The 24,984-nt window shown below is 43.9% G+C and carries 17 protein-coding genes; 7 read left to right on the plus strand and 10 right to left on the minus strand.

What is annotated here, in order from left to right:
• The first annotated feature begins 19 nt into the window (after nucleotides 1–19).
• From VB073_RS13965 to VB073_RS13985, 5 genes are all read left to right on the plus strand, one after another.
• Nucleotides 20–382 carry a BlaI/MecI/CopY family transcriptional regulator gene (locus tag VB073_RS13965; protein ID WP_323404805.1) on the plus strand — a complete coding sequence of 121 codons (363 nt, stop codon included), beginning with the start codon at nucleotides 20–22 and terminating at the stop codon, nucleotides 380–382.
• Nucleotides 383–457: 75 nt separating this feature from the next.
• The gene (locus tag VB073_RS13970) at nucleotides 458–964 is read left to right on the plus strand and encodes an energy transducer TonB (protein WP_323404806.1); all 507 of its coding nucleotides are present in this window, start codon (nucleotides 458–460) and stop codon (nucleotides 962–964) included.
• Between the two features lie 63 nt (nucleotides 965–1,027).
• Nucleotides 1,028–2,707, plus strand: a complete 1,680-nt coding sequence (locus tag VB073_RS13975; protein ID WP_323404807.1) for a M56 family metallopeptidase — start codon at nucleotides 1,028–1,030, stop codon at nucleotides 2,705–2,707.
• Between the two features lie 61 nt (nucleotides 2,708–2,768).
• Nucleotides 2,769–3,605: a TonB family protein gene (locus tag VB073_RS13980; protein WP_323404808.1), complete on the plus strand. Its 837-nt coding sequence runs from the start codon at nucleotides 2,769–2,771 to the stop codon at nucleotides 3,603–3,605.
• A gap of 100 nt (nucleotides 3,606–3,705) precedes the next feature.
• On the plus strand, nucleotides 3,706–5,028 hold the full coding sequence (locus tag VB073_RS13985; RefSeq protein ID WP_323404809.1) for a tetratricopeptide repeat protein: 1,323 nt from the start codon (nucleotides 3,706–3,708) through the stop codon (nucleotides 5,026–5,028).
• Here VB073_RS13985 and VB073_RS13990 read toward each other — a convergent pair.
• From VB073_RS13990 to trmB, 7 genes are all read right to left on the minus strand, one after another.
• Entirely contained in the window at nucleotides 5,021–7,420 is a 2,400-nt protein-coding gene (locus VB073_RS13990; RefSeq protein WP_416349548.1) for a transglycosylase domain-containing protein, read from the minus strand. The two genes, VB073_RS13985 and VB073_RS13990, sit on opposite strands and share 8 nt — an antisense overlap.
• A 132-nt stretch (nucleotides 7,421–7,552) precedes the next feature.
• Nucleotides 7,553–9,262: a hypothetical protein gene (locus tag VB073_RS13995; RefSeq protein ID WP_323404810.1), complete on the minus strand. Its 1,710-nt coding sequence runs from the start codon at nucleotides 9,260–9,262 to the stop codon at nucleotides 7,553–7,555.
• 28 nt (nucleotides 9,263–9,290) lie between these two features.
• The gene (locus tag VB073_RS14000) at nucleotides 9,291–12,281 is read right to left on the minus strand and encodes a tetratricopeptide repeat protein (RefSeq protein ID WP_323404811.1); all 2,991 of its coding nucleotides are present in this window, start codon (nucleotides 12,279–12,281) and stop codon (nucleotides 9,291–9,293) included.
• A gap of 30 nt (nucleotides 12,282–12,311) precedes the next feature.
• The gene (locus VB073_RS14005) at nucleotides 12,312–12,830 is read right to left on the minus strand and encodes an NUDIX domain-containing protein (protein ID WP_323404812.1); all 519 of its coding nucleotides are present in this window, start codon (nucleotides 12,828–12,830) and stop codon (nucleotides 12,312–12,314) included.
• A 101-nt stretch (nucleotides 12,831–12,931) separates the two neighbouring features.
• On the minus strand, nucleotides 12,932–14,041 hold the full coding sequence (locus tag VB073_RS14010; RefSeq protein ID WP_323404813.1) for an Mrp/NBP35 family ATP-binding protein: 1,110 nt from the start codon (nucleotides 14,039–14,041) through the stop codon (nucleotides 12,932–12,934).
• Between the two features lie 96 nt (nucleotides 14,042–14,137).
• Nucleotides 14,138–14,488: a four helix bundle protein gene (locus VB073_RS14015; RefSeq protein WP_323404814.1), complete on the minus strand. Its 351-nt coding sequence runs from the start codon at nucleotides 14,486–14,488 to the stop codon at nucleotides 14,138–14,140.
• A 77-nt stretch (nucleotides 14,489–14,565) separates the two neighbouring features.
• The gene (gene trmB, locus VB073_RS14020) at nucleotides 14,566–15,303 is read right to left on the minus strand and encodes a tRNA (guanosine(46)-N7)-methyltransferase TrmB (RefSeq protein WP_323404815.1); all 738 of its coding nucleotides are present in this window, start codon (nucleotides 15,301–15,303) and stop codon (nucleotides 14,566–14,568) included.
• 227 nt (nucleotides 15,304–15,530) lie between these two features.
• Here trmB and gdhA point away from each other — a divergent pair, with 227 nt between their 5' ends.
• The gene (gene gdhA, locus VB073_RS14025; protein WP_323404816.1) at nucleotides 15,531–16,868 is read left to right on the plus strand and encodes an NADP-specific glutamate dehydrogenase; all 1,338 of its coding nucleotides are present in this window, start codon (nucleotides 15,531–15,533) and stop codon (nucleotides 16,866–16,868) included.
• 74 nt (nucleotides 16,869–16,942) lie between these two features.
• Here the strand turns inward: gdhA and VB073_RS14030 are convergent, their stop codons facing one another.
• Nucleotides 16,943–18,790, minus strand: a complete 1,848-nt coding sequence (locus VB073_RS14030) for a ChbG/HpnK family deacetylase (protein WP_323404817.1) — start codon at nucleotides 18,788–18,790, stop codon at nucleotides 16,943–16,945.
• 124 nt (nucleotides 18,791–18,914) lie between these two features.
• On the opposite strand from VB073_RS14030, the gene VB073_RS14035 reads away from it, so the two are divergent.
• Nucleotides 18,915–19,973 carry a class I fructose-bisphosphate aldolase gene (locus VB073_RS14035; RefSeq protein WP_323404818.1) on the plus strand — a complete coding sequence of 353 codons (1,059 nt, stop codon included), beginning with the start codon at nucleotides 18,915–18,917 and terminating at the stop codon, nucleotides 19,971–19,973.
• Between the two features lie 379 nt (nucleotides 19,974–20,352).
• On the opposite strand, the gene VB073_RS14040 is transcribed toward VB073_RS14035, so the two are convergent.
• Nucleotides 20,353–22,395 (minus strand): beta-L-arabinofuranosidase domain-containing protein, encoded by a 2,043-nt coding sequence (locus VB073_RS14040; RefSeq protein WP_323404819.1) that lies wholly within the window; start codon nucleotides 22,393–22,395, stop codon nucleotides 20,353–20,355.
• Nucleotides 22,396–22,399: 4 nt separating this feature from the next.
• Nucleotides 22,400–24,874: a beta-L-arabinofuranosidase domain-containing protein gene (locus VB073_RS14045; protein ID WP_323404820.1), complete on the minus strand. Its 2,475-nt coding sequence runs from the start codon at nucleotides 24,872–24,874 to the stop codon at nucleotides 22,400–22,402.
• Nucleotides 24,875–24,984 lie beyond the last annotated feature (110 nt).

Genomic DNA, 24,984 nt, shown 5'->3' on the forward strand with positions numbered 1-24,984 from the left:
TATATAAATATAAAAGAATATGGAAAGATTAACTCATCAGGAAGAAAATGTAATGTTGTATGTATGGCAACTTCAAGAATGTGCAATAAAGGATGTTGTGGAAAAGATGGAAGATCCGAAACCACCCTACACTACGGTAGCTTCTATCTTCAATAATCTTGAGAATAAGGGATATCTGTCAAAGAGGAGATTCGGGAATGTGAAAGTATTCAAACCCATTATATCGGAGTCGGCCTACAAAAGGTATTTTTTATCGGGAGTAGTGCAGAGTTATTTTGATAACTCCTACAAAGAGTTGGTTTCTTTTTTTGCAAAGGAACAGAAAATTACCACAGAAGAATTGGAGGAAATTATCCGGCTGATTGAAAAGAATCGGAAGTAAATTCCTTCCTTCCGCGTTATATGCGATTTGTTTTCAATTTTTTAATGTATTACGATTAAAACACGAATTATGATAATGAACACGATGCAATCTCCTGCCTCGAAATATGGAAAATACTTGTTCATTGCTTTGGCATTCTTATTGATTGTGGCGAGTAGTTGTGGAACCCTACGGAAGAAGAGCGACAAAAATGCCGTAACAGAGAATAGTGAAGTTGTGCAAAGTTCTACGTCTGAAATTGAGGGAGAGATCTATGATAGATATGATGAACCACCTCAATTTCCGGGAGGATATAGTGCTTTGGGTAAGTTTTTATCAGACAATATCAGATATCCGGTGGAGGCATGCGATAAAGGTATTCAAGGACGGGTCATATGTCGTTTCGTGGTAGCAAAAGATGGTAGTTTGAGTGGTTTTGAAATAATGCGTGGAGTTGATCCGTTGTTGGACAACGAGGCTATAAGAGTGTTGAGGCTGATGCCAAATTTTACACCTGCCAAGTTGGACGGAAAAGCTGTAAATGGGTATACCTCTATTCCTGTAGTCTTCATATTGAATAAGGGGGAGGCTGAAAAAGAATAGTTGTAGCTGCTGACTAACATGCTTTAAATGATTACTTTGTGTCTTATGCTAAATTGATACATCATGTCACCATTCTTTACATACCTGATACAAATAAATATTGCACTTGCTTTATTTTATCTGTTGTACGCAATAGTGCTGAAGAAAGATACCTTTTTATGGTTACGTCGATTGTTTTTCCTGTCGTCGATTGTTTTTTCACTCCTTTATCCTTTTTGGACTATTCCGTTGCAGGGTGATCTGTGGAGTTTCTTCTTCATTTTACCTGGTTCGGACTTGCATGTATTTGTGGAGGAGCCGGAAATGACGGTCCTGGCCGAGGAAGGTGATAATATAGTGTTTATGATTCCTTGGATAAAGATTATCTTTTTTGTGTATTGTATCGTTACAGCTCTGTTTCTTTTACGGTTTGTGGTGCAACTCCTGTCTATCTTTCGTATAAAAATGAGAAGCCAAAGATCTACCATTGCAGGTGTATCCGTATATACACTAAAGAATGATATAACTCCTTTTTCATTTTTTAAATGGATTTTTATCCATAGTGAGAATCATTCTGACCCCGAGCTCTCGCAGATTTTATTGCACGAACAGACGCATATGCGTCAGTGGCACTCTATTGATATCATGCTTATTGAACAGTTGTTCCTGTTTTCATGGTGGAACCCGTTTATCTGGTTGATGAAACGGGAAATAACTATGAATCTGGAGTACCTCGCAGACAACGGTGTGTTGCGGGAGGGCGTTGATAGCCGGGAGTATCAATACAATCTGTTACGATTGACTTATCATGAAACTGCAGTTCAGATAGTAAATAACTTTAATGTGTCACAATTAAAACAACGAATTATGATGATGAACAAAGCAAAATCGCCTGCATTGAAAGTGGCGAAATACCTGTTGATACTTCCTTTGGCATTATTGTTGATTTTTGCCAATAGTTGTATAAACCAGGAAAGGAAGAGTGATAAAGGTGTGGAAACCGGGAGCGTAGAACCTAGTCCGGCAGATACTTCTCAAATTATTGTGCTTGGGGAAATAGAGGGAGTAGGAGGACAGGATAGTGATATCTTTGAAGTGGTAGAGGATCAGGCCTCATTTCCAGGAGGAATGGATGCATTGCGAACGTTTTTGGTCAACAATCTCCATTATTCCATCGAAGCGCAAGAAAAGGGGATACAAGGAAAGGTGATTTTAAATTTTGTAGTTGAGAAAGATGGGAGTTTGAGTGATATTAGGGTCTTGCGGGGTATTGATCCTCTATTGGACGAAGAAGCCGTCAGAGTAGTGAAACGTATGCCGAGATGGATTCCCGGGAAGAATAAAGGAGAGATAGTGAGAGCACGATTTACACTGCCCGTCGCTTTCCAATTAAAGCAAAATGACGGCAAAAAGACTTCGGCTTCGACTAATGAAGTTGCTTCTGATACACCTTTCGAAATAGTGCAGCAAAGTCCGGAGTTTCCCGGAGGGATAGATGGATTGAATAAGTGGTTGAGGGAAAATCTTATATATCCTGTAGTAGCACAGGAGAATGGAATACAAGGTAAAGTAATAATGAGGTTTGTTATCGAGAAGGATGGTAGTGTGACTAATGCCCAGGTTCTTCGTAGTGTGGATGCATCTCTTGATAAAGAAGCAATGAGGGTAGTGGGATTGATGCCCAAATGGAAACCCGGGATCCAAAAGGGGAAGGCTGTAAGGGTATATTATACTATGCCTGTCGCATTCCAGCTTAAAAACTGATCAATATTTTGTCGTGGAGATATAAAGGTGGGTTTCGTGAGTCAACTCTAAAACTACAAGAATGCAAAATAACAAAACGGAAAGAAGGGTATTACGACAGAGGAAATACTTTCTGGGAATAATTCCTCTTTTGTCATTTATATTGTTGAATAACCTTTTTGCTGCTCAGCATACTCCTCCACCGGAGAAGACAAAAGTTGATCTTGATGATGTTATAAAGGTTGCAGAAGTTGATGAAAAACCGGAATTTCCCGGCGGCCATGACGCACTAAGGAAATGGTTCTTAGACCACATGCCTCCGGTCATTGGTGGTTCCGGAATGCCTGGAAGAACGGTTATCAGCTTTATAGTCGAGAAAGATGGTAGTTTGACTGATATTCAGATTGTCCGCCCCCTGGACCCTTCGTTTGATAAGGTTGCGGTCAAGGTGGTGGAAGCTATGCCCCGATGGAATCCGGGCGTGCATAAGGGTGATACAGTGAGAGTTCTTTATATTACACCGGTTTATTATGAAACAGTGATGGAAGCACCTCAAAAATTACTTATTGATTCTATACCGGTTAAAAGTAATGCTGAGGAGGTTTTGGAGGAGGTGGATTCACCTCCGGAATTTCCCGGAGGTGAAAGGGAGCGGTTTAAATGGATTCAATCCAAGATAGCATATCCCAAAGGAATGATGCATGTGAACATGGAAATGGGCAGGGTAAAAGTAACTTGTATCGTGGAAAAAGATGGCAGCCTGAGTAATATCGAAATCCTTCGGGGAGTGAGTCCCCCTCTTGATCGGGAGGCTCTCCGGGTGATGAAGGCAATGCCCAAATGGAAACCGGGTATACATAAGGGTGATACGGTGAGAGTACGACAGATGGTATCGGTTGACTTCTTACTACCTAACTAATATTCTTCCTTTTAAGAAACAAAATTGAAAGTCAGGTATTTCAGCACGATTTTTGGACGGATAAAAAACCTTCTGGAATGCTTGACCGTAAAAAATCAGATTGATATTTAAATTATTACTTTTTAGTCTATTATTCCTCTCTACAGGCTACTTGTTTTCTCAGCATTCTAAAGAAGTGGAGGATGCGCTACGAAACAATCAATATGGTCAGGTATTGACCTTGTTGGAAAATGAGTTGCCCTCCCGCGAAGGTTTATTGCTCAAGGCACATTGTTTAGAAAAAACATATAACTACCCGGCAGCAATGAATGTTTATAAACAGCTGTTAGGTGATTATCCCGACGATGCGAACCTTATTATCACAATGGCGGAATGTGCATCTCAAATAGGAGATAAGCAGCAATCATTGCGCTACTGGATAATGGCAGATAGTTTGTCACCCGGTAATCACTATATCCAGACTAAAAAATCAATGGCATTCTATCAAAATGATAATTGGAAAGAAGCTATTGAAGAGGCTAAGACGGTTTTTAAGGTAGACTCTGTGCCTTTATTACTTCGTATGGTAGGTGATGCCTATTTGCATAGTTCCAAAGGTGATTCTGCCATTTGGTATTATTACAAAACTCTTGAGAAAAATCCGGCTGATCGTCTTGCTGTGAGTAAACTGGGGAAGATCTATCTCGGAGCAAAATTCTACGATGCTGCCATCGATCTGACGCAATCTTATCTTGAGAATATCAATCCATCTGAACCAATAATCAGTCAGTTGAACGGAATAGCACACTTTTCTGCAGGTAATTATGCAGAGGCTGCACAACGCTTGAATGAGACTGTGGCGTTAGGTGATAGTTCCTATACTACCTGCTATTATCTGGGAGTGAGCTTGTATGGATTGAAGTCCTATTATGAAGCCATACCTTGGCTGGAAAGAGCATATATGAAAAATAACAGTGATGTTTATCTGCTCTATCATTACGGAACAGCGCTTTCCAAGTTATACGACCGTAAGAAAGGAATCGAAATCCTGTCGGAAGGAGTGGCTAAAATCGAAGAAATGAACGCTATGCTGTTTGATTTTGACCGTTCTTTTGCTGATGTTTACAAGCGGTTAATAAATTACCCCAAGGCTATCGAATATTTACAGTCTGCATACCGGCGAAAACCCGATGCTCATTCGTTATTGTACGATATTGCACGATGTTATGAGTTAATGAGCGATAATAACAATGCAATCACTTATTACAATCGTTTTCTGAAGACTGCCCCTCAAAGTTGGGTAAGAGAAGATTATTTAATCAATGTGAATGATTCAGTCGAAATCAACACTGCAGAAACTTTATACCAGATCGCTACCCAAAGAGCTAAAGTTCTTAAGGAAGAATTAGTTTTTCAGGCAGAAGGCGAGAAAAATCTCAATTGAATATATCGTCGATACCTTCGCTTTCTATGATCGGACCGTTATTTTGATAAAAATCGGGAGGATATTGTTGCGTAGTACCCTGGCACGGATTGAAGCCGGGTGGTATTGTAAAGGTGCCGTCATCACTGTAATTCAATTCTTTATCGGCATATATTTTTTGATAGAACAACCCATGAATAGGCAATGCCATACTGGCTCCCTGTCCGTAATGCATCTGGTCGAAATGAATGGTAGGCTCGTCTCCTCCTACCCAACAACCAGATACCAGAGTGGGGGTGAATGACATAAACCATCCATCCGCGTTGTTATCGGTTGTCCCGGTTTTACCTCCCATTTGTCCTTTCAGATTATAAAGCCGGCGTAAGCGGTTACCGGTCCCTCCGTCTATCACTCCTTTCAGCATATCAAGCATCTTATAAGAGGTCGTTTCGCTGAAAATCTCTTTCATCCGTGGGGTATTGGCGTAGACCTCCGTTCCGTTGGCATCTTCAATACGGGTGACCAAGACCGGTTCCACCCGGATACCCCGGTTGATAAAAGCAGAATAAGCACCCACCATCTCGTATATGGAAGCATCGTTAATACCCAACGAGAGTGAAACCACCGGATCTGCAGGGGTCTTTAACCCGAACGATTGGAGCATCCGGGCAAATGCGTAAGGAGAGAATTGATTCATCAGCCATGCCGTAACCCAGTTGTCGGAGTTTTGCAACCCCCATTTTATGGTTACAAATTCTCCGGTGGCCTTGTGCCCATTTTTTGGTGTCCATGGTTCTCCCACTTCGGGTATCAGGGTCACCGGTCCGTGGATCATGCCATCGCAAGGACTCATCCCTTCTTCCATTGCCATAGTGTAGAGGTAGGGCTTGATAGTTGAACCTATCTGACGTTTACCGGTAGAAACCATATCGTATTTGAAGAATTTGAAATCGGGACCACCCACGTAAGCTTTTACATGTCCTGTGAAAGGATCCATCGACATAAAACCGGCACGAAGATAGTATTTGTAATAACGGATAGAGTCCCACGGCGTCATGAGCGTGTCAATTTCCCGGTTTTCCCATGAAAAGACCTTCATTTCGACCGGCTTTTCCTTGAAATTTTTAAGGATCTCCTCTTCATTCAATCCCCCTTTTTTGAGAACTTGATAGCGCTCGCTTTGTCTCATGGCGGTCTTCATCAGCCTATCCACCTGATCCTTGAAATCACTCGAATAGGGTGCATAACTCCTTCCTTTCTTCTCCCTGAAAAACTGGTTCTGCAGATAACCCCCCAAGTGTTCTTTTACGGCTGCTTCCGCATAACGCTGCATACGGGAGTCGAGGGTAGAGTAAATTTTCAACCCGTCGGTGTATATGTTATAATAGGTTCCGTCCGGTTTTTTATTTTTGTTACACCAACCAAAAAGAGTATCTTCTATCCAGGCAATTGAATCTTCCCTGAACTGTTGCCCTTCCCACGACGCGTAGTTTTTTCTTTCCGGTTTTTTGGCCATCATGATCCCGGCCAGATGCTGACGATAATAGGGTGCTACAATATCAACATGGTCGGAACGTTTGAAGTCGAGTTCGATCGGAAGTTGTTTCAACGAGTCTGCCTCCTGTCTTGTGAGGTGCCCCGCTTTGCGCATCTGATTGATAACTACATTCCTGCGTTCTTTGGCCATTTCTGGACGACGCCTGGGATTGTAGACCGTAGGATTCTTCAGCATCCCGACCAGCGTAGCCGCCTCTTCAATATTCAACTCTTTCGGGGTCTTATTGAAATAGGTGCGGGCTGCAGATTCAATGCCAACTGCATTATAATTGAGATCTATTTTGTTCAGATAGAGGTTGATAATTTCGTCTTTCGAATAATGGCGCTCGAGTTTGGCTGCAATCACCCATTCGACCGGTTTTTGGGAAATACGTTCTAATTTATTATTGGCTTTAGGTGAATAGAGTTGCTTTGCCAACTGCTGTGAAATGGTACTACCACCTCCCCCTTCCTGTCTGAGTAATGCTGTTTTAAACACAGCCCTTCCCAGGCCGATAATATCTAACCCCGAATGGGAATAATAGCGTGCATCTTCAGTGGATACCAATGCATTGATAAGGTGTGGGGATAGATCGGAATAATCGACGAATGTACGATTGTTTTTATCCACAGAATAAGTGAAAAGTATTTTTTTATCGGCAGATATTACCTGGGAGGCATATTTATCGATAGGATTCTCCAGTTGGTCAATATTGGGTAGATAGCCTATGACTCCAACTGAGATCAATAGGAAAAAAATGCCAACCCCGGCTACCAGAAGTCCAAACGCACCCCACATGATTTTGATGATGCCGATCTTCAGAAATTTATTTATTACCGTAGGGTGTTTCTTCTTTCCCTTTATTTGCTTGCTCATATTTTATCTTATTCTCCAATAATTTAAAGACACTGAAAGAGTGCGGCAAAAGTACGAAAAACCATTGTAAACAAGAAGGAAGAACTATTAAAAATAGTTTCAATAGTTTTTCGGTACTACGTCATCCTTTTGTCAGAAGCGGAAAGAGAATCCTCCGGAGATATTGAGTCCCTGTGTCGGGTACCCGTACCAGATGTCATATTTCTGAGCCAGCAGGTTGTTTGCCCTCAGATTAACCGAAAAGGCTTCATTGATCAGGTAGAGTGCACCTGCATTGAAATCGTTGATATTATCCATTTTACGGTTTTCTCCGTCATAATAGGACCATCTGTCTCCCCCAAAATAGTAGTTGGCTGTAAGTTTCAGATTGTCGGTCAATTCGAATGCGGTACGGAGATCAGCTTCAAAGCCGGGTTTATTGTAGGCTTTAGGATCATCGATTTGACTCTCATTCACATTAATATGATTCAGACCGTAGAAATTCTTCTTTAGACGCAATGAAATATCGAGAGGTGCCCAGATATTGGTTTGAACCATTCCTCCGAAATGGGTGTGCGATAAATCACCATATACGGGCCTGAGCATTTCACTATGAGGTCTTATAGTGACATCATCTATCTTTTCCTCTCCATTCAGCACCAGAAAATGCTCATCATCAGTCTTTCTGAATCCCCCGAAAATATCAAAACGAAATCCACTTATTTCACCGATCTTCGCACCAGCGACGAGATCGATAATGGAGAAGGAGGATTTTACATTGCCGAAGGGGCGAATGTAACGGGATTCCTCTATCATTTCCAGGAAAGTGTTATTCCTGAATCCCCCGTGGATATTTGCATAAAGGGAAGAATTTTCAGTTACGGATAATTGTAGATTTACGTTAGGAGCTACGCGTGCTCTTGTGTTGCCTGAAAGTTGAAAAAGTATATCTGCACCCAATTTGGCATTGAATCCCTGACTCCCGAAAGTAATGTACGGAGCGGCATTTATCATGAAATAATCGCTTAGATCACCGTTATAGAAAGTAGAGAAAATCTTTCCCTCAATACCAATTTTACTTGATGTGTCGCCGAAAGGCTTTTCAAGTCCCACCAAGGCATTCACCTCATTACCTTTTATCCCTTCTGCGTTGAGTAATTCGCCGAAATCTGTGGAAAAGTTACGGAGACTGATATATCCTTTGTAATTCAACAAATCCGTTTCATGTGATACGACTCCGACTTTGGCGCTCAACACTCCCAGCCGCTGGTTCTCATCGTCATACAAAGGAGCATTCCCGAACCTGTTGCCGTAGTAGTTGAAGAGAGAGTGAAGATAGGAAAACTCCATATCGAGAGTAAGTGCGTCTGCCCGATGGAGGTAGTTAAGACCTCCCTTATTGTCCATAAAATATGCTTTGTTACTCGACGGTTCAACATCTTGTATATATTTTATATCACCATTTGTAGAGTTATGCAGGAAGGAAAAAGAGAGATTATTCTTTTCATTCTCCACCAGACGGTAACCGAATGCACCATCCAGATTGGCATAATTACCCGCATGGAAGGAAAGGTATCCCTTTTTCCGGCTGTAAGGAATCTCCGTCATAATAGTTCCGGGCCGAGGCAATGCTATCTCTAACGGTGGAATTGTACGGCCTGCCCAGGTGGAATAATTGGTGTTGGCTTTCTGAACGGAAGGTTCTCTCAATGCTGGGAGTGAATTGATCTTGTCGGCATCCAATAAGGTGGGATTAAAATCGCGTTCCAATTCCATCTGGCGTCTTAACAGAGAATCCGAGGTTTGGGCGAAACTGCCGGCAGATAATGCCAAGGCTGCTATTACGATATATATTTTCTTCATATGAATATTAATTTTTCACTTTTCATTTTTAGTTTGAAAGTCTCTCATTGATCATTTGTTGGATGTCGGCTTCATTTCCCTTGTAATTTGATTTCAGGCTCTCCAGATATTGACGTGCCTGGAATTCATCACCTTTAGCAAGATAGGTGTCCGAAAGGATGATAAGAGCCCTTGCCAGCCAGTATTGATGAGGTGTTCCCTTTTTCATGAACTCCTTGACTTGCGCTTCGGCACGATCATATGATTTCCACCGGTAATAACTGTCGGCAAGAATGAACTGCGCTTCAGCACCATAAGTGCTACGTGTATCATCGGCCACGAACTGGAAATCGGCAATGGCATTGTCTGTTTCATTGGTCTGCAGGTATGCTTTTCCACGCAGGTACCTTACTTCTATTACCGTTTCGGGTGAAAGGTTGCTGTTAGAAAGGAGATCGGTGGCAGCACGGGCTGCTTCTTGATAACTGCCCAGTTGCGATTGGGTACGCACAATCCCCATTTGTCCGATCTGTTTATTGGTCGCGTTCCGGGCAGAATTTGCCAGTCTGGAATAATCGGCAAGCGCCTGCCGGAAGTTACCGTTGTTATATTCTGCCTGTGCACTATAGATAAGTGCATTGTCGAGGAATTTTGGATTACCTGCATCAATCACTTTTCGGAAGTAAGTTAATGCCAGATCCTGATTCTTTCTTTCGTCTGCGATCATACCCAGATAATAGTTCGCATCACTGCTGTATGCACCATTAGGATAGGATTGAATATATTTTGTCATGGCCGCTTCGGCATCCGTACGGTTACCACGCATATAGACACTTTCGGCAGCCAGGTAAGTGAGTGAGTCCTGTCTTGATGTGGTGATGCGCGTACCTCCCGGAAGTGAGTTGGCATATTTTACGTAGTTGTCAATATCGTTCATATCGCGGTAGACCGTCTCCAGGGAGATCAATGCATTGCGGGCGTCATCTGAACCGGGGAAATTGGTAATCACATTTTTATATGCCGCGATACTTTGTTGATGATTTCCTGTATTGTAATACAACTGACCCAGTTGTACACCACCCTGGCTGGCCAGAGGACTTTTCGGGAAGTCATTGACCAGTCGTTGCAGTACTGCGATGGCCTCGTTCTCCCTATTGAGCATGGAGAGTGCACGGCTTTTCTCGTAAAGGGCATCGTCAAAATATTGAGAGTTGGGATAGCTACGCATCATGTTATCCAGTGCGGTAATCTTACCCTGGTAGTTATGCTGTAAACCCATCACAAAGGCACGTTGATAAGCTGCATAATCGGCAGAGGAGGGGTTGATGTCGGCTGCCTGCGCATAATAGCGTTCCGCCTCATTAAAATTACGGTTAAAATAGTAGCTGTCTCCAATGCGATTCAGCGCATCCGCATATTCTGGTCTATTCTTTATCTTCTCTGCAGAAACATATTGCTGAAAGGCATTGACTGCCTGATTGTATTGTTGCTGCTTGAAGAGGGCATAACCCAGATTATACCATCCGAGAGAATAATTTTCATCGGCGGAGGTGGCACTTTGAGCAAACTGCCGGAAATCGTTGGCGGCGTTATTGTAATTCCCCATCCGGTAGTATGTCTCACCTCGCCAGAAATAGGCATTGTTACGGGCCTTGGCATCCTGATTACCTAAGCTGATGCTGTTGTTGAAATATTGTATTGCCTCGTTCATATTGGAATTGATGAAAGCTTGTGCACCCAACTGGAAAAGCACCATCTGTTTGGCTTCCAGTATCCGTCGTCCGGGGTTATTGATTCGGTTGATTGCATTCAGGGCTGCAGTGTAATCTTTGGTAGTAAGAAATGTCTCAGCTAAAATATCGTTGACCTGGTCTTTGTAAGGAGAGTTTGGGAACTCCCGGAGGAAATTCTCGAACAGGGTAATGGATTCGCTGAAGACGGAGAAATTGGTTTCGTGGGCCAACAGGGCGTAGTTAAACATGGCGGTTTCACGTACCTGGGGGTTGAAATTGGTACGCGTTGCCGCTTCAAAAGCCATTTGGGCCGATTGCTTCTGATTTAGCCGCAAATAGGTCTGTCCGAGTTGGAGTTGTGCATTTTGTGAGAGTTCATCTGATTCACCCACCGCTTGCTGGAACATCTGTACTGCATTGCTGAAACTATTTGTTTCGAAATAGGATAATCCCATGAAATAGGCATCGCCTCTGAGCGGTTTATCCACACCGGCAAGATAATTCTCATAAAAGGATACAGCCCTCGAGGGTTGCCCCAGCCTGTAGTAACCATTCCCGAGAATCCTGTAGCTCTCAGCAAGGTGTTTACTTACCGGATACCTTTGGATGAAAGCTTCCGATAATCTGACGGCTTGTTCTATCTTACCGTCAAAGAAAGTGGCTTGCGCTGTATAGAAAGCAACCTCCTCACTATATTCGGGATGATTTTGCAGTTGTTCAAAACGACGTAATGCCTCTCCATAATTCCCGTTTGAGTAGTCGATATATCCAAGATAGAAAGAGGCCGCATCCCGGTATTTATTGCTGTTTTGCGAAAGCAGGCCGAATAGGCGGGTAGCACCCTCTTTATTTCCCAATTGCAATTGGGTGTAGGCCGTACGGAAACTATAATCTTCCTGTTCCGTCAGGGTGAGGTAATCGAGATCGGTTTGATTGAACCGTTCAGCGGCAGCCTGCCATTCTTTCTTGTTGAAATAGTAGGACCCTATCAGAAAACTGACCTGATGGCGGTGTAGAGTTTCAGGATGTTTGTCGAGAAATGCTTCCAGTATGGCCCCACTATTGTTATCATTACGATGAAATGATGATACAGCCATCATATATGTTGCCTCCTCTTGCAGATAGGTATCGTGACTTTCGGCAACGAATATTTCCAATAGTTGTTCTGCTCCTTCCCAATTACCTTGAAGGAACAACTCCTTTCCCTGATTGAAAAGTTGCTCAGGCTGAGTGTGGTATACCGTCTTTTGTCCTAAGGAAACCTGTACTATAAGTGCAAGGGTAAACAGTAAAATGATTTTCTTCATATCTTGGATTATTTATTCTTTCTTTGATTCTTATTTTGATAATAATTTTTCAACGCCTTTACGTATGGAGACTAATCCGAAATCAGCCGGATTGAGTCTATCCAATGCGATGAACAGCAACTCCGAGACATCATCCTGAGGAGTTAAATGATGGAAATCATTTACATTGCATTTGAAGAAGATATCCACAGTGTGCACTTCAAACCCCGAATATAGATAAATATTCGGAATAGAGAACAGATATTGCGATGAATTTATCAATAAGCCCGCTTCTTCCTCAATCTCCCGGGCCACCGCCTCTTCCGCTGTTTCATACAGGTCGATAAAACCTCCGGGGAGATCCAGTGTCCCTTTAGCGGGTTCTTTCGCCCTGCGCGCGACCAGTATTTCACCCTTGTCATTCCCGATAACTGCCACTACGGCAGCCGAAGAATTGAAGTAATATACAAATCCGCAGTCAGTACATTTCTTCGACTTCTCGTTGTGTTCCACGAACTGCTTTGAACCACATTTCGGGCAAAAACGGAATTGCTGTAGAGGATGTTTCATAATTCAATGTGCCAATGTGACTAATGTGCCAATGTGACTAATGTGCCAATATGACTAATATGCCTAATGTGTTAATGTAGCTAATAATAATTGGTAATTCATTACTTACGCGTTATTTCAACGATTTGCGTCCTGGGTTGTTCCCGGTTCCGTTTGTCGACAGCGGTAATCAGGTTATCGGCAAGTTGGGAGAAAGCTATACCTGTGATACTTTCCGGATGTAATGCAACGGGGCGACCGTCATCGCCACCCTCACGGATACTTTGTACAATAGGTATCTGCCCCAACAAGGCGTAGCCCTGCTCTTCCGCCAGTTGTTTGCACCCCTCTTTCCCGAAGATGTAGTATCTGTTTTCCGGGAGTTCCGCCGGCGTAAACCACGCCATATTTTCCACCAGACCAAGAATGGGTACGTTCACCTTATCTCCGGCGAACATACTGATCCCTTTGCGTGCATCAGCCAGTGCCACCTCCTGGGGAGTGCTGACGATCACTGCACCGGTAATAGGCAGTGTTTGTACCAATGTCAGGTGTATATCACTTGTCCCTGGTGGGAGATCGATCAGGAAATAATCAAGTTCACCCCAGTCGGCATCAGCGATCAGTTGTTTCAGGGCGTTACCCGCCATTGCTCCCCGCCAGACCACGGCATCCTCCTTCCTGACAAAAAATCCGATGGAAAGCATCTTTATTCCGTAGTTTTCGATAGGAACAATAAGGTCTCGCCCATCTTTTTTCTCCAATGCCGGCCCTTCATCTTCCACTCCTAACATTTTGGGAACCGATGGACCGAAGATATCCGCATCGAGCAGTCCCACCTTGTATCCTTTCTGCGCCAACGCTACTGCAAGGTTGGTACATACGGTACTTTTTCCTACCCCTCCTTTCCCGGATGCCACAGCGATGATATTTTTTACTCCCGGCAACAGTTCGGGACGCTCCGGACGGGGTGCTTGTTTCGACTTCACGGAAATATTCCCCTGTATATCGATATCTTTATCGGCATATGTCAAAATAGCTTGCTCAGCCATCTTTACGACTGACTTGATAAACGGATCGTGGGCCTTCTCCGTGATGAGCGAAAAACTCACTTTCATCCCTTCGATACGGATGTCGTCTGCTACCATCCCGGCAGAAACAATGTCTTGTCCTGTTCCCGGATAACGTACGTTTTTCAGTGCGTCGATGATCAGTTGTGGATATATAGCCATAATATTAATGAAACTAATTAGTTAATATGCCAATGTGCCAATATGCCAATGTGCCAATGTGCTAATATGCCAATGTGCCAATTGTTTTGCATATCCCTAAGTTTTATTCTGTCTGGATGTGTGTATAATTTTATTAATTATCTTTTGAACTTCTTTTAGTTTGTCGAATAATGATTCGTCGAATGGATAATCATTACTGTACTTGCAGAGCATTAACCAGTATTCAGTTTCTTCGGCCTCTTTGGCAGCAATCTTGAATTTATGTATAAAATCTGATTTACTTTCACAATTCTGAGCTTCTCTTACATTTGCTCCAATAGATGTACCACTCTTCAATAATTGTTGTCCAATAACAAATTGTTTATTTGCATTTAGCTTCTCGGTGAAGGCAATAATGTCCAAAGCAAAACTAAAAGTCATATCTATGATAACATTTCCTGTTTTCATTTAACTTAAGTATTTACACATTAAAACATTCATCATATTTCTAAATTGGCACATTGGCACATTAGCATATTGGCACATTAAATTCTCGCATCTCTCCCGAAACTGCGGTATTCATCTTTTTCTATTTCTACATCAGGTTCTGACCATTGATAGTTTTTAGGACAGATAAACCGGATATATTTGATGTTTAAACCACGTGAGAGCCACTGTTGTTCATAGAAGGTGCGGATTTCGAGGATATCCTCATTCAATCCGGAGTTGTAGAGGTCATCCGTCTCAAAGAGGACTTCCAGCCGGTTTTCAGCTATCATTGCCTGTGTGTATGTGTAGAGAAAATTACTGTCTGTTTTTAAATGAATGATGCCGCCCTCTTTCAACATCCTACTGTACTGCTCCATAAAACGGGTGGATGTAAGCCGTTTGTTGGTCTTCTTCATCTGGGGATCGGGAAAAGTGATCCATATCTCTGATACCTCGTTTTGTGCAAAGAAGTGATGGATAAGTTCGATACGTGTCCTGAGAAAAGCCGCATTCGTCAACCCGGCTTGCAATGCCTGGGTGGCACCTGTCCACATCCTTGCACCTTTGATATCAATTCCGATAAAGTTCTTTTCAGGGAATTTACGCGCCAGTCCGACAGTATATTCTCCTTTACCGCAACCCAGTTCTAGTACCACGGGATTAGTATTATCAAAATAAGTCTGCCATTTTCCTTTGTATGGAAAACCGTCTGCTTTCAAAGTTTCAAAACTGTATTGAAACACGTTCCCGTAAGTGGCCATATCCGCGAATTTGGCCAGTTTATTCTTTGCCATTTCAATAATAGATCAGAAATTCATCACAAAAATAACTATTTAAGCGTTAACATCCGAAACTTTTTTGGATTAAGCCGCTTATTAAGGTGGGAAGGAGGATAGGTGGATAGGTGATTAGGTGAAGAGTGACAAGACACACATCATCGAATTATCACATCAGTTCGTATCATTATTCCAAATTATTCTATACCTTTGTCAGATTGAATTCCTAAATAAACCTTATAAATATGAGAGTGAATGACATTATGATACAACTCGAGGCAAAACACCCGGGTGAGTCTGAGTATCTTCAAGCGGTGAGAGAAGTGTTGGTATCGATTGAAGATGTCTATAACCAACATCCTGAATTTGAAAAAGCGGGTATTATCGAACGGATAGTGGAACCCGATCGTGTGTTTACTTTCCGTGTCCCATGGGTGGATGATAACGGTAAAGTACATGTGAATATCGGCTACCGTGTGCAATTCAACGGAGCCATAGGCCCTTATAAGGGAGGTATTCGTTTCCATTCATCGGTGACCTTATCCTCCCTGAAGTTTCTGGGATTTGAGCAGACTTTTAAGAATGCGCTAACGACCCTTCCTATGGGCGGAGGCAAAGGTGGATCGGATTTTTCTCCCAAAGGGCGTTCGCAGGCGGAGATCATGCGCTTCTGCCAGGCTTTTGTGATGGAATTATGGCGCAATATCGGTCCCGATACCGATGTGCCGGCCGGAGATATCGGCGTCGGTGGACGTGAAGTAGGATATATGTTCGGCATGTATAAGAAGCTGGCACGCGAACATACAGGTACCTTTACCGGGAAGGGGATGTCGTTTGGGGGTTCCCGGCTTCGTCCGGAAGCTACCGGATTTGGAGCGCTCTATTTCGTACGAAAGATGTGTGAGACGCATGGTATCGATTTGAAAGGGAAGACTGTGGCAGTTTCCGGTTTTGGGAATGTGGCATGGGGGGCAACCTTGAAAGCTACAGAGTTGGGAGCCAAAGTGGTGGCTATTTCAGGTCCCGATGGTTATATCTATGACCCCGACGGAGTGAACAGGCCGGAAAAGATCGACTATATGCTCGAACTACGTAATTCTGGAAATGATGAAGTTGCACCTTATGCCGAGGAATTCCCGAATGCAACTTTCTATCCCGGAAGAAAACCCTGGGAGCTCAAAGTCGATATCGCATTACCTTGTGCTATTCAGAATGAATTGAATCTGGAGGATGCCAGGCGATTGAAAGAGAACGGAGTGCTGCTTGTCGCCGAAGTCTCAAACATGGGTTGTACGGCCGAAGCGGTCGATTTCTTCCTGGAGAACGAGATCCTTTTTGCTCCCGGTAAGGCAGTGAATGCGGGTGGTGTGGCTTGTTCGGGATTGGAAATGACACAAAATGCCATGCATATCTCTTGGGGGAATGAAGAAGTAGACCGGTGGCTGCACCAAATCATGAGTGATATACATGAACAATGTGTGGTGCATGGTAAAAGCGGCAAGTACATCAACTATGTAAAAGGAGCCAATATTGCCGGTTTTATGAAAGTAGCCGATGCTATGATGGCACAAGGAGTACTATAAACTTTTTTACGGATAAGAGATAATTAATGTGGCGGGCAGTTCAGGATCGAATTGCCCGCCATATAATTTTGCCCCTATTTTATTGCCGGTAAGAGATATTTCCATATTAGGTTGAGTTCAGCCTGCATATCGCCAATATGGGCTGTTGTGACAATAACTGTATCTTTTTCAGGTAGTACAATGATAAATTGTCCATTTGCTCCATCGGCACGATAACCGTTATTGCGGCAGCGCCACATCTGATAACCATATCCCTGAAGCCAGTCGCTATCTTTCGGTTTTATTTTCAGATCTTCTTTCTTGGCCCCTGCAGGAAGAGATGCTATGTGTGAAGTGGTGGCTTCATCGATCCATGATTCGGAAAGTAATTGAACTCCATTCCACTCTCCCTTTTGCAGGAAGAATTGGCCCAGTTTTGCCATATCTTCGGTCTTTATATAAAGCCCCCAGCCTCCGATATTGATTCCTTGCGGGCATTCTTCCCATCGCGCCCCCACTATACCCAATGGGCGGAATAAACGAGGATAGAGATAATCGATCAGTTTTTCACCGGTCACTTTCTGTATGATGGCAGAAAGCATATAAGTGGCTAAACTGTTATAATTGAATTGGGTGCCCGGTTTCTCTGGAATGGGTTCAGCCAGGAATGTGCCAACCCAGTCGTTATTGCTTCGAGTCTTTTCCCTGACAGCATTGGGATCATGTCCTACTGACATTGTCAACAGATGCTTTATTTCCAGTTCTTTTAAATGCTGACTCACGTTGGACGGCAGTTTATCGGGGAAGAATGATATTACCTTATCAGTCACGTTGAGTTTGCCTTCCGAGACAGCAAAACCGATGGCAGTAGCTGCAAAAGTCTTACTGACCGAGTTCATGATGTGCGGCTTATGGGCCGTATGATCTCCAAGCCAATGTGCTGCAACTACTTTTCCATGTCTGACAATCATGATACTGTGCAGATCCTGCCCGCTTTTCTTTACGGCTGCCAGATAGTCTGAAATACCTTTTGAAGAAATCTTTTCCGCTTCGGGAGTACTCCGTGGAAGCGACTTTGTCAGGTCGTTATAAGTGATCAGTTCTATCCCTTTTTCTTTGATCGTCTGTTTGACTTTTTCACTGGTCAATAAGTCTGTAACGCCCTGCCGGTCTTCTGCTACCCCTTCGTAACCAATATGTCCGACGGTTTCCATTTCATCGTTATTCAATGCCGGATGATCAAGAAATATGTAATTCTTCCCTCTTTCGAGTTTATTCAGCATACTGAGGAAGCTTTCTTCTTTTTTGTCCGTTGCATTGGACCCGTCATACCAGACGGAAGTCACATTGTATTTCTCTCTTACTCCATCGCCTTCTACAAATGTAAGATTATATTCTTCAGCCAACTTGTGAACCAGTCCAACCACTTTCGGATCGAAGCGTAGCGCACCCATATGTCCGGAAAGGTGGCTGGCCTGGGGTATATTCTTTAAAGTCAATTCTATTTGTGCCCTGAATTCCTGTTCTATCTCATCTATGTCCCATTTGTTTTCCTGTATGGATTGACCGGGATAAGCCTGATGAGACCCCATCATCGGGTAAAAATAGCCGTTTTCATCCGTCAGGCTTGGACAAGGCGTCAATGGACGCCACTTGATATTTTCCCATTCACTGGTAATGGCCAGGTGTATGCCGACATCGATACCGGGGTTTTCATTCAGCATCCGCACTGCTTCAGGAAACCATGCAGTGACAGGCATCACTTCTACCACAGTCTGGATACCATTTTTATATGCATCTATACAAGCGACATTGACAGAGTGGAATGCTCCCATATCGTCGGAACGTACAATCAATCGCGGATTCTCCTGTGAAAAAAGGGTGATTGTGGTAACGCACGACAGGAAGAAAAATAATATTTTCTTTATTGATGATGTTTTCATATGGTTACAAAGATAGCAGTTCTTTTTAAATTAGGGAGTATGATAACAAAAGTAAAAAAGCGAACCAATCCCTCTACCGTTTGTTTGATTTATATTGGTTTATCATTATTAATTCCTTCAAGTTATGGCACATTCAAATATAGTACATCTATTAGGTAATCAAAGTGATTATCTGCTGAACCACGTCAGTAAAACTATTGAGACGTCGATGATTCATCCCACCGGACCGGATGTCATTGAAAGGTTATGGATTGATTCGGACCGGAATATTCCGACTTTGAATAATCTGCAACGTTTGTTTGGACATGGACGTCTGGCCAATACGGGTTACCTGTCCATACTGCCTGTTGATCAGGGGATCGAACATACGGCTGGTGCTTCTTTTGCGCCCAATCCTATTTATTTTGATCCTGAAAATATTGTGAAGCTGGCACTTGAAGCCGACTGTAATGCAGTAGCATCTACTTTCGGAGTGTTGGCATCCGTTGCGAGGAAATATGCCCATAAGATTCCTTTCGTGGTGAAAATAAACCATAATGAACTGCTGACTTATCCTAATTCATATAACCAGGTTCTTTTTGGTACTGTGAAGGAAGCCTGGAATTTAGGTGCTTCCGCAGTGGGAGCTACTATTTATTTCGGTTCGGAAGAGAGTCGTCGCCAGATTGTGGAAATTGCGGAAGCATTTGAATATGCACATGAGTTGGGGATGGCCACTATTTTGTGGTGTTATCTCCGCAATGATGCTTTCAAGAAAGACGGAATAGATTATCACAGTGCAGCCGATACGACCGGTCAGGCCGACCATATCGGTGTAACTATCAAGGCGGATATCATCAAACAGAAACTGCCGACCAATAATGGCGGTTTTAAGGCGATTGGCTTTGGAAAGACCAATTCAGGCATGTATGATCAATTGAGTTCGGATCATCCGATCGATCTTTGCAGATATCAGGTGATTAACGGCTATATGGGCCGGATAGGACTCATTAACTCCGGAGGAGAGTCCCATGGTCAGAGTGATCTGTCGGAAGCGGTTTATACTGCCGTTGTGAACAAGCGAGCCGGAGGAATAGGACTGATCTGCGGTCGCAAAGCTTTCCAGAAGCCGATGAAAGATGGAGTGGAATTGATACGTACCATTCAGGATGTTTATCTGGATAAGGAAATTACTTTGGCTTGATTGGTATAATTGTTATAGGGTTTCTGTTTACCAATAAGGATTGTACATAAATATTCTTATCTGACCGGTTTATAGCCTCGGTAGTCAACGTGTGAGGTTTTCCGTTCAATGTATGTTTGAATTCAATTTTATCCATGAGCGGTGCTCCATGGCGTATTCTTCATTGCCATGTCTTACAGGATACAACCCCATGCTTCCAAAAACATACCGAGTTGACCGGTGCGTCATTACCAGGCAAACCGTCCGGATTGTTCTTATAGAGTGTAGTAAGAATACGGTTTACGATTTCCTGTGTTTTCTACGGTTTACCCGCATAATTGTAGAAATAGGGGATATGATGGCTCGGTTCGGGTTTTTACTGTTTTGTCAATTTGAGCCTTTAATTCCTGATCGGGAACTCGGTGATCCTGAGAGTTGTACAGCCAAACGGGATCAATTCGATTTCCACCTCTTCTGTGGTGTCGGGGCCTTGTTGGGTGAAATAGGGAACGGAACCGGCCGAGCCCCTGTATTCTGTCCATGTAGGAATTGGTCGGCCTTTCCCTTTGATCGTGATCGGGGCATCTTCCAATGTCCAGGGATAGTTGGCAATGGTAGTCGTTTTCTCTACTTTGAAGTGTTCATTAATAGCCTCCGGGCGGAGTTGACGACTGCTAAGTGCAAAATTCCAGGGACTGTCGGAAGTTACCTCGTAATACCATTCTCCGAATTCATGCACTTTCTCAGGATCCATTGTCTTCTTCTCCCAGTTTTCTTTCATTTTCAGTGCATAAATCAGTGGACCGTGCTCGATCACGGCAGCGCCGTCGAACCAGTAAGTTGCTTCGAGGTGCATCGGTAGTTCGAGTGTCAGTTTATCACCCTGGTGCCATTCCCGGTTAATACGTACGATCTCTCCCTGATAAGCGTCGACCGGGATTACCTCTCCATTGAGACGGACAAGCGGGTCTTTACACCATGACGGTATGCGCAAATGAAATGGGAAAAAGGCTTTCTCCATATTCCTTTCTGTAAAGGAGATAGTGAAATGGATGGCTTCTTCAAATGGATAGGCTGTTTCTTCGGTAATACATACTTCCTTGCCGTTCGCCACTTTCGCCTTTACTTCGGAAGGAGCATATACCAGCGCTGCAATACCGTTATCGGCTGTGGCATACCATAGATTCTGCAGGAATTTCGGCCATCCCTGATGGAGGTTGGACGTGCAGCAGGGGTAGCCGCACAGGATCCCGTGGAGGTTATCCGTATCTTCGTGGGGCGTTACAAAATCTCGCCATTCGCGGCTGACAGCTATCTGATTGATCTGATGATAATACTGTCGGGCAGAGAAATCATCCGTAATCTGGGTGGGTAAGGCATTAAAAGTGATGCGTTCCAGATGATCGGCCCACTGGACATCACCGGTGATCTCAAGCATTTTTTCCAGAGAGAACATCATTTCGACAGCCGTGCACAACTCCGACCCGAGATTCGGGTTACCGAAGCGAAGCAATTCATCACCTGCCCATAAGCCGGTAGGAAAAGCAATAGTCGTACGCATGTCTTTCACGGCTTTTTTTACGGCCTGTATCTGTTTAGTGTCTTTGTTCTGCTGGTAATAGATCACCGGTTCTTTAAAACCCTGCGCCAGATTCACGCAGTGAAGGCTATGCTGGCGTTTCAGATGATCCTGATGGAGAAAGATACCGGTCCAGTTCAGGGTTTGTTGATGGATAAGCTCTCCCAGTTCCAGGAGGAATTTATCACCGGTAATGTTATAGAGCCAATAAACGATCATCAGGTTATCACCCCCGCGTTGTTGTCCCCAGAAAGTCCAATGTCCGAGTGGTGTTTTAGGCAGTTCCTGCAATTGATACCTGAAGTAATTGGTCATAAACGGAATGACCCGTTGATCGCCCGTTGCAGAATAATATTGCTGCATTACCTTTAGCATCACCATCTTGGGCCACCAGTCGTGCGAATTGCCTCTTTGCAGTCCGTGTTCATGTGGGCGGTCGGTATCCGGCCCGAAATAGCCGTTAGGCTTCTGTGAAGCCAGAGTCCATTCGATCCAGGGCTGTACTTTGTCGATCAGGGTTTTATCTTCCAGAATATAAGCCAGTGGAAGCAGTCCGTCTATCCAGTAGGGGCCGCGTTCCCATACATCACCGTCTCCACCGAGCCAGCCGTTGCGCGGGCCCATCACCTGTGGGTAAATTATATCCATGTGGCCGGTCATTCCGGTTACCATACGATTGAGTTGTTCTTCCAGCCAACCGGAAGGTTTGATATTACCAATGGGTAGTTCCATATAAGGCTTTGTCAACAAAGGAGCACGGTTATTAAGATAATTGCCGCTCAGATCTTTTTCTGGAGGGTTTGCTGCTGTGGCAATTGCCGCCACAGTAAATAAGTAGAGGAATGCCAATCCGATTTTTTTCATATTTTTATTGTATCGCTTCAATATTGATTTCCAGAATTCCCACCGCGTATTCTGTCTGCGGTTTCATGAGTAATCGCACCTTACCTGTAATAATCTGCCGTCCCGGATGGACCATATTGAACTGGTCTTTGAAAACATTATAGGCATCTGTCAGGTAAAGAGGAAATGAATGCCATTGTCCATCCTGTTCATACTCCAGAGACCACTCTCTGGGAACCCTGGTACCCCTGGCATCATCAAACCAATAAACAGCAATGCTCTGTATATCGGTCGGCTTATCCAATGTGATCGTGATCCACTGGTCTTTCCCCTGTTGCCCCCAACTGGTCCAGCGCGGTATCTGTTCGTCAGACGAAGAAGAAGGAATTTTGTTGTCGGCTATTGCCACCAGATTGTCGCTATGGTAGGTATGGGAACCTTCTAATGCCTTATATTTACCATGGATTGCCATGTGAAGGTCTACATAGGGTTGTACGTTATCGGATTCAGGAAACCAGACCATCATACTTCCATCATTCCGGTTGTTCCACGCATAATAAGGCAAAAGTACCAGATTGATCTTTTTATTTCCCGACGGATTTTTCTCCCATGCCGTCACTTCAATTCTGGGAATACCATTCATTGGTTTGTCGGTATAAGTTGAAATATGAACCGGGGCGGAGATATCTGTTATGAACACATTGGGAAGCCGATCGTTATTATCCACTCCCTCGGCGGCATATACCAATGGTCCGCGAGTGAGGCAAATGCGTCCTCTGTTGGCCTCCACCTGTTCGATCGATTTGGAGTAACGTAGTGGCATCGGTAGCGTCAATTCTACCACATCTCCCTTTTTCCATTTACGGTCAATAACAGCAAATCCTTTTTTCAGCTTTGCCTTTGTTGCTTTTCCATTTACTTTGACACTCCAACCTGAAGATGCATTATCAATAAAAGAGTATAATTCTCCCGGTACAAACTGGTTGCCTGTCCATGTAGGTATTCGCAGATGCATCGTAAAACGTTGTCCCTTCTTTTCGGGTGTGACTTCCCATCGGATTGTCTCATTGAAGGGATATTCCGTTACCTGTTTCAGGTGAACATTCCCTTTTTCCAAAGCAAGAGTAGTGCTGCTTCCGGCATAAAATGAGCAATAGATTTCATTCGGAGTGGTGGCGTACATCAATCCGGGCACCTGAGGGATCAGCCTGGCCAGGTTGGAAGGACAACAAGCCGTACCGAACCAGGGGGAACGTCCCAGCATCCCATGATTGAAATGTTTGATACCATCTGCTTCCAGGGGATTGAGATAGAAGAAACGGTTGCCTTCGAGATTCACCCCTGCCAGCACATTGTTTAACAGAGCGACTTCAGCTACATCCATATACTTTCCGTCTTTCTCCATCAGGAACATCCGGTGATTGAAAAAGACATTTCCTACTGCGGCACAGGTCTCATCGAAAGCCTCTTTGTTCGGTAAATCATATTCCGGACCAAATCCTTCAATGCCATGTACGGCGCCCAGGCCTCCAGTGATATGCATCCGGGTATCCACAATATTATGCCAGATACTGTCCAGTGCCGGATGCAGAGTCGTATCATGCATATAGACGCTTACATCCGCCATGCCGGAATAGAGGTAGGTAGCGCGTACGGCATGACCCACCGCTTTGGTCTGTTCCCTTACCGGCAGATGTTGCTGGGCATATTCGGGAGACATGGTACCCTGTCCCTCCGGACGGTAGGTCACGCCTCGGATATCGATAAACTTTTTTGCCATATGCAGGTACAGGCTGTCGCCCGTTACTCTGAAAAGCTTTACCAGTGCCAGTTCTATCTCCTGGTGTCCGGGCGCCTGGTTGACCGGCTTCCCATCGTTATAGTTGGGATCGCCTTCAAAAAATACTTTGTTGATATGGCGGGCATTGGCTTCCGCTACCTTTAACCATTTATCCTTACCGGTAGCCTGGTAATAGGCGATGGCCCCTTCATACATATGTCCCATGTTATACAACTCGTGACTGTGGACTACATGGGAATAAGGCTTTTCGCCCATACCACCCACATCATGTTTAGCCACCCCCGTAATGTGGGATTCGTAGTTATAGCCGTCTTCCTGTTGTGCTTCTGAGATAATATCGATGATCCGGTCCATCTCGTTCTCCAGTGCAGGATCACGATCCAGTTGCAATAGATAGGCAGCCCCCTCCATCACTTTATATAAATCGGAAGAGATATATCGGTGGGTAAAAGGGAGTTCATCGGGTATCCCTTTCAGGAAGTTAGCTGTCCGTTTTAGGTTCTCCACTGCCGGTTTGGTCTTATCAAGCGCGAAAGGTACCAACACCTCTTTTTGAGTCTGTAATCGGGGAAGCCAGAAATTATCTTCCAACGTGACTTCATTGAACGGTATCGGGGTTAGTATCTCTTGTCCGTCCGTTTTTGATAATGAGAGGGATAGTGTCGTTATTGTTACAATTAGCAGTTTGCAGCACTTCATAAGATAATATGTTTTATTTTTTTTATTGTGTAAATATAGCTTTTTTTGCCCATAAAGCGGCATATTTGGTGAAAATTCTCCGGATAGAGGTTAAACCGGGTGATTGTAAT

This window comes from Proteiniphilum sp. (assembly GCF_034927365.1).
Lineage (GTDB): Bacteria > Bacteroidota > Bacteroidia > Bacteroidales > Dysgonomonadaceae > Proteiniphilum.

Excerpts from the sequence above, each read along its gene's own strand:
- VB073_RS13995 (WP_323404810.1), bottom strand. The coding sequence starts at position 9,262 with ATGAAGAAAATATATATCGTAATAGCAGCCTTGGCATTATCTGCCGGC.
- VB073_RS14000 (WP_323404811.1), bottom strand. The coding sequence starts at position 12,281 with ATGAAGAAAATCATTTTACTGTTTACCCTTGCACTTATAGTACAGGTT.
- VB073_RS13970 (WP_323404806.1), top strand. The coding sequence starts at position 458 with ATGAACACGATGCAATCTCCTGCCTCGAAATATGGAAAATACTTGTTC.
- VB073_RS14035 (WP_323404818.1), top strand. The coding sequence starts at position 18,915 with ATGGCACATTCAAATATAGTACATCTATTAGGTAATCAAAGTGATTAT.
- gdhA (WP_323404816.1), top strand. The coding sequence starts at position 15,531 with ATGAGAGTGAATGACATTATGATACAACTCGAGGCAAAACACCCGGGT.
- VB073_RS13990 (WP_416349548.1), bottom strand. The coding sequence starts at position 7,420 with ATGAGCAAGCAAATAAAGGGAAAGAAGAAACACCCTACGGTAATAAAT.
- VB073_RS13980 (WP_323404808.1), top strand. The coding sequence starts at position 2,769 with ATGCAAAATAACAAAACGGAAAGAAGGGTATTACGACAGAGGAAATAC.
- VB073_RS14015 (WP_323404814.1), bottom strand. The coding sequence starts at position 14,488 with ATGAAAACAGGAAATGTTATCATAGATATGACTTTTAGTTTTGCTTTG.
- trmB (WP_323404815.1), bottom strand. The coding sequence starts at position 15,303 with ATGGCAAAGAATAAACTGGCCAAATTCGCGGATATGGCCACTTACGGG.
- VB073_RS13975 (WP_323404807.1), top strand. The coding sequence starts at position 1,028 with ATGTCACCATTCTTTACATACCTGATACAAATAAATATTGCACTTGCT.
- VB073_RS14005 (WP_323404812.1), bottom strand. The coding sequence starts at position 12,830 with ATGAAACATCCTCTACAGCAATTCCGTTTTTGCCCGAAATGTGGTTCA.
- VB073_RS14030 (WP_323404817.1), bottom strand. The coding sequence starts at position 18,790 with ATGAAAACATCATCAATAAAGAAAATATTATTTTTCTTCCTGTCGTGC.
- VB073_RS13965 (WP_323404805.1), top strand. The coding sequence starts at position 20 with ATGGAAAGATTAACTCATCAGGAAGAAAATGTAATGTTGTATGTATGG.
- VB073_RS14010 (WP_323404813.1), bottom strand. The coding sequence starts at position 14,041 with ATGGCTATATATCCACAACTGATCATCGACGCACTGAAAAACGTACGT.
- VB073_RS14045 (WP_323404820.1), bottom strand. The coding sequence starts at position 24,874 with ATGAAGTGCTGCAAACTGCTAATTGTAACAATAACGACACTATCCCTC.
- VB073_RS14040 (WP_323404819.1), bottom strand. The coding sequence starts at position 22,395 with ATGAAAAAAATCGGATTGGCATTCCTCTACTTATTTACTGTGGCGGCA.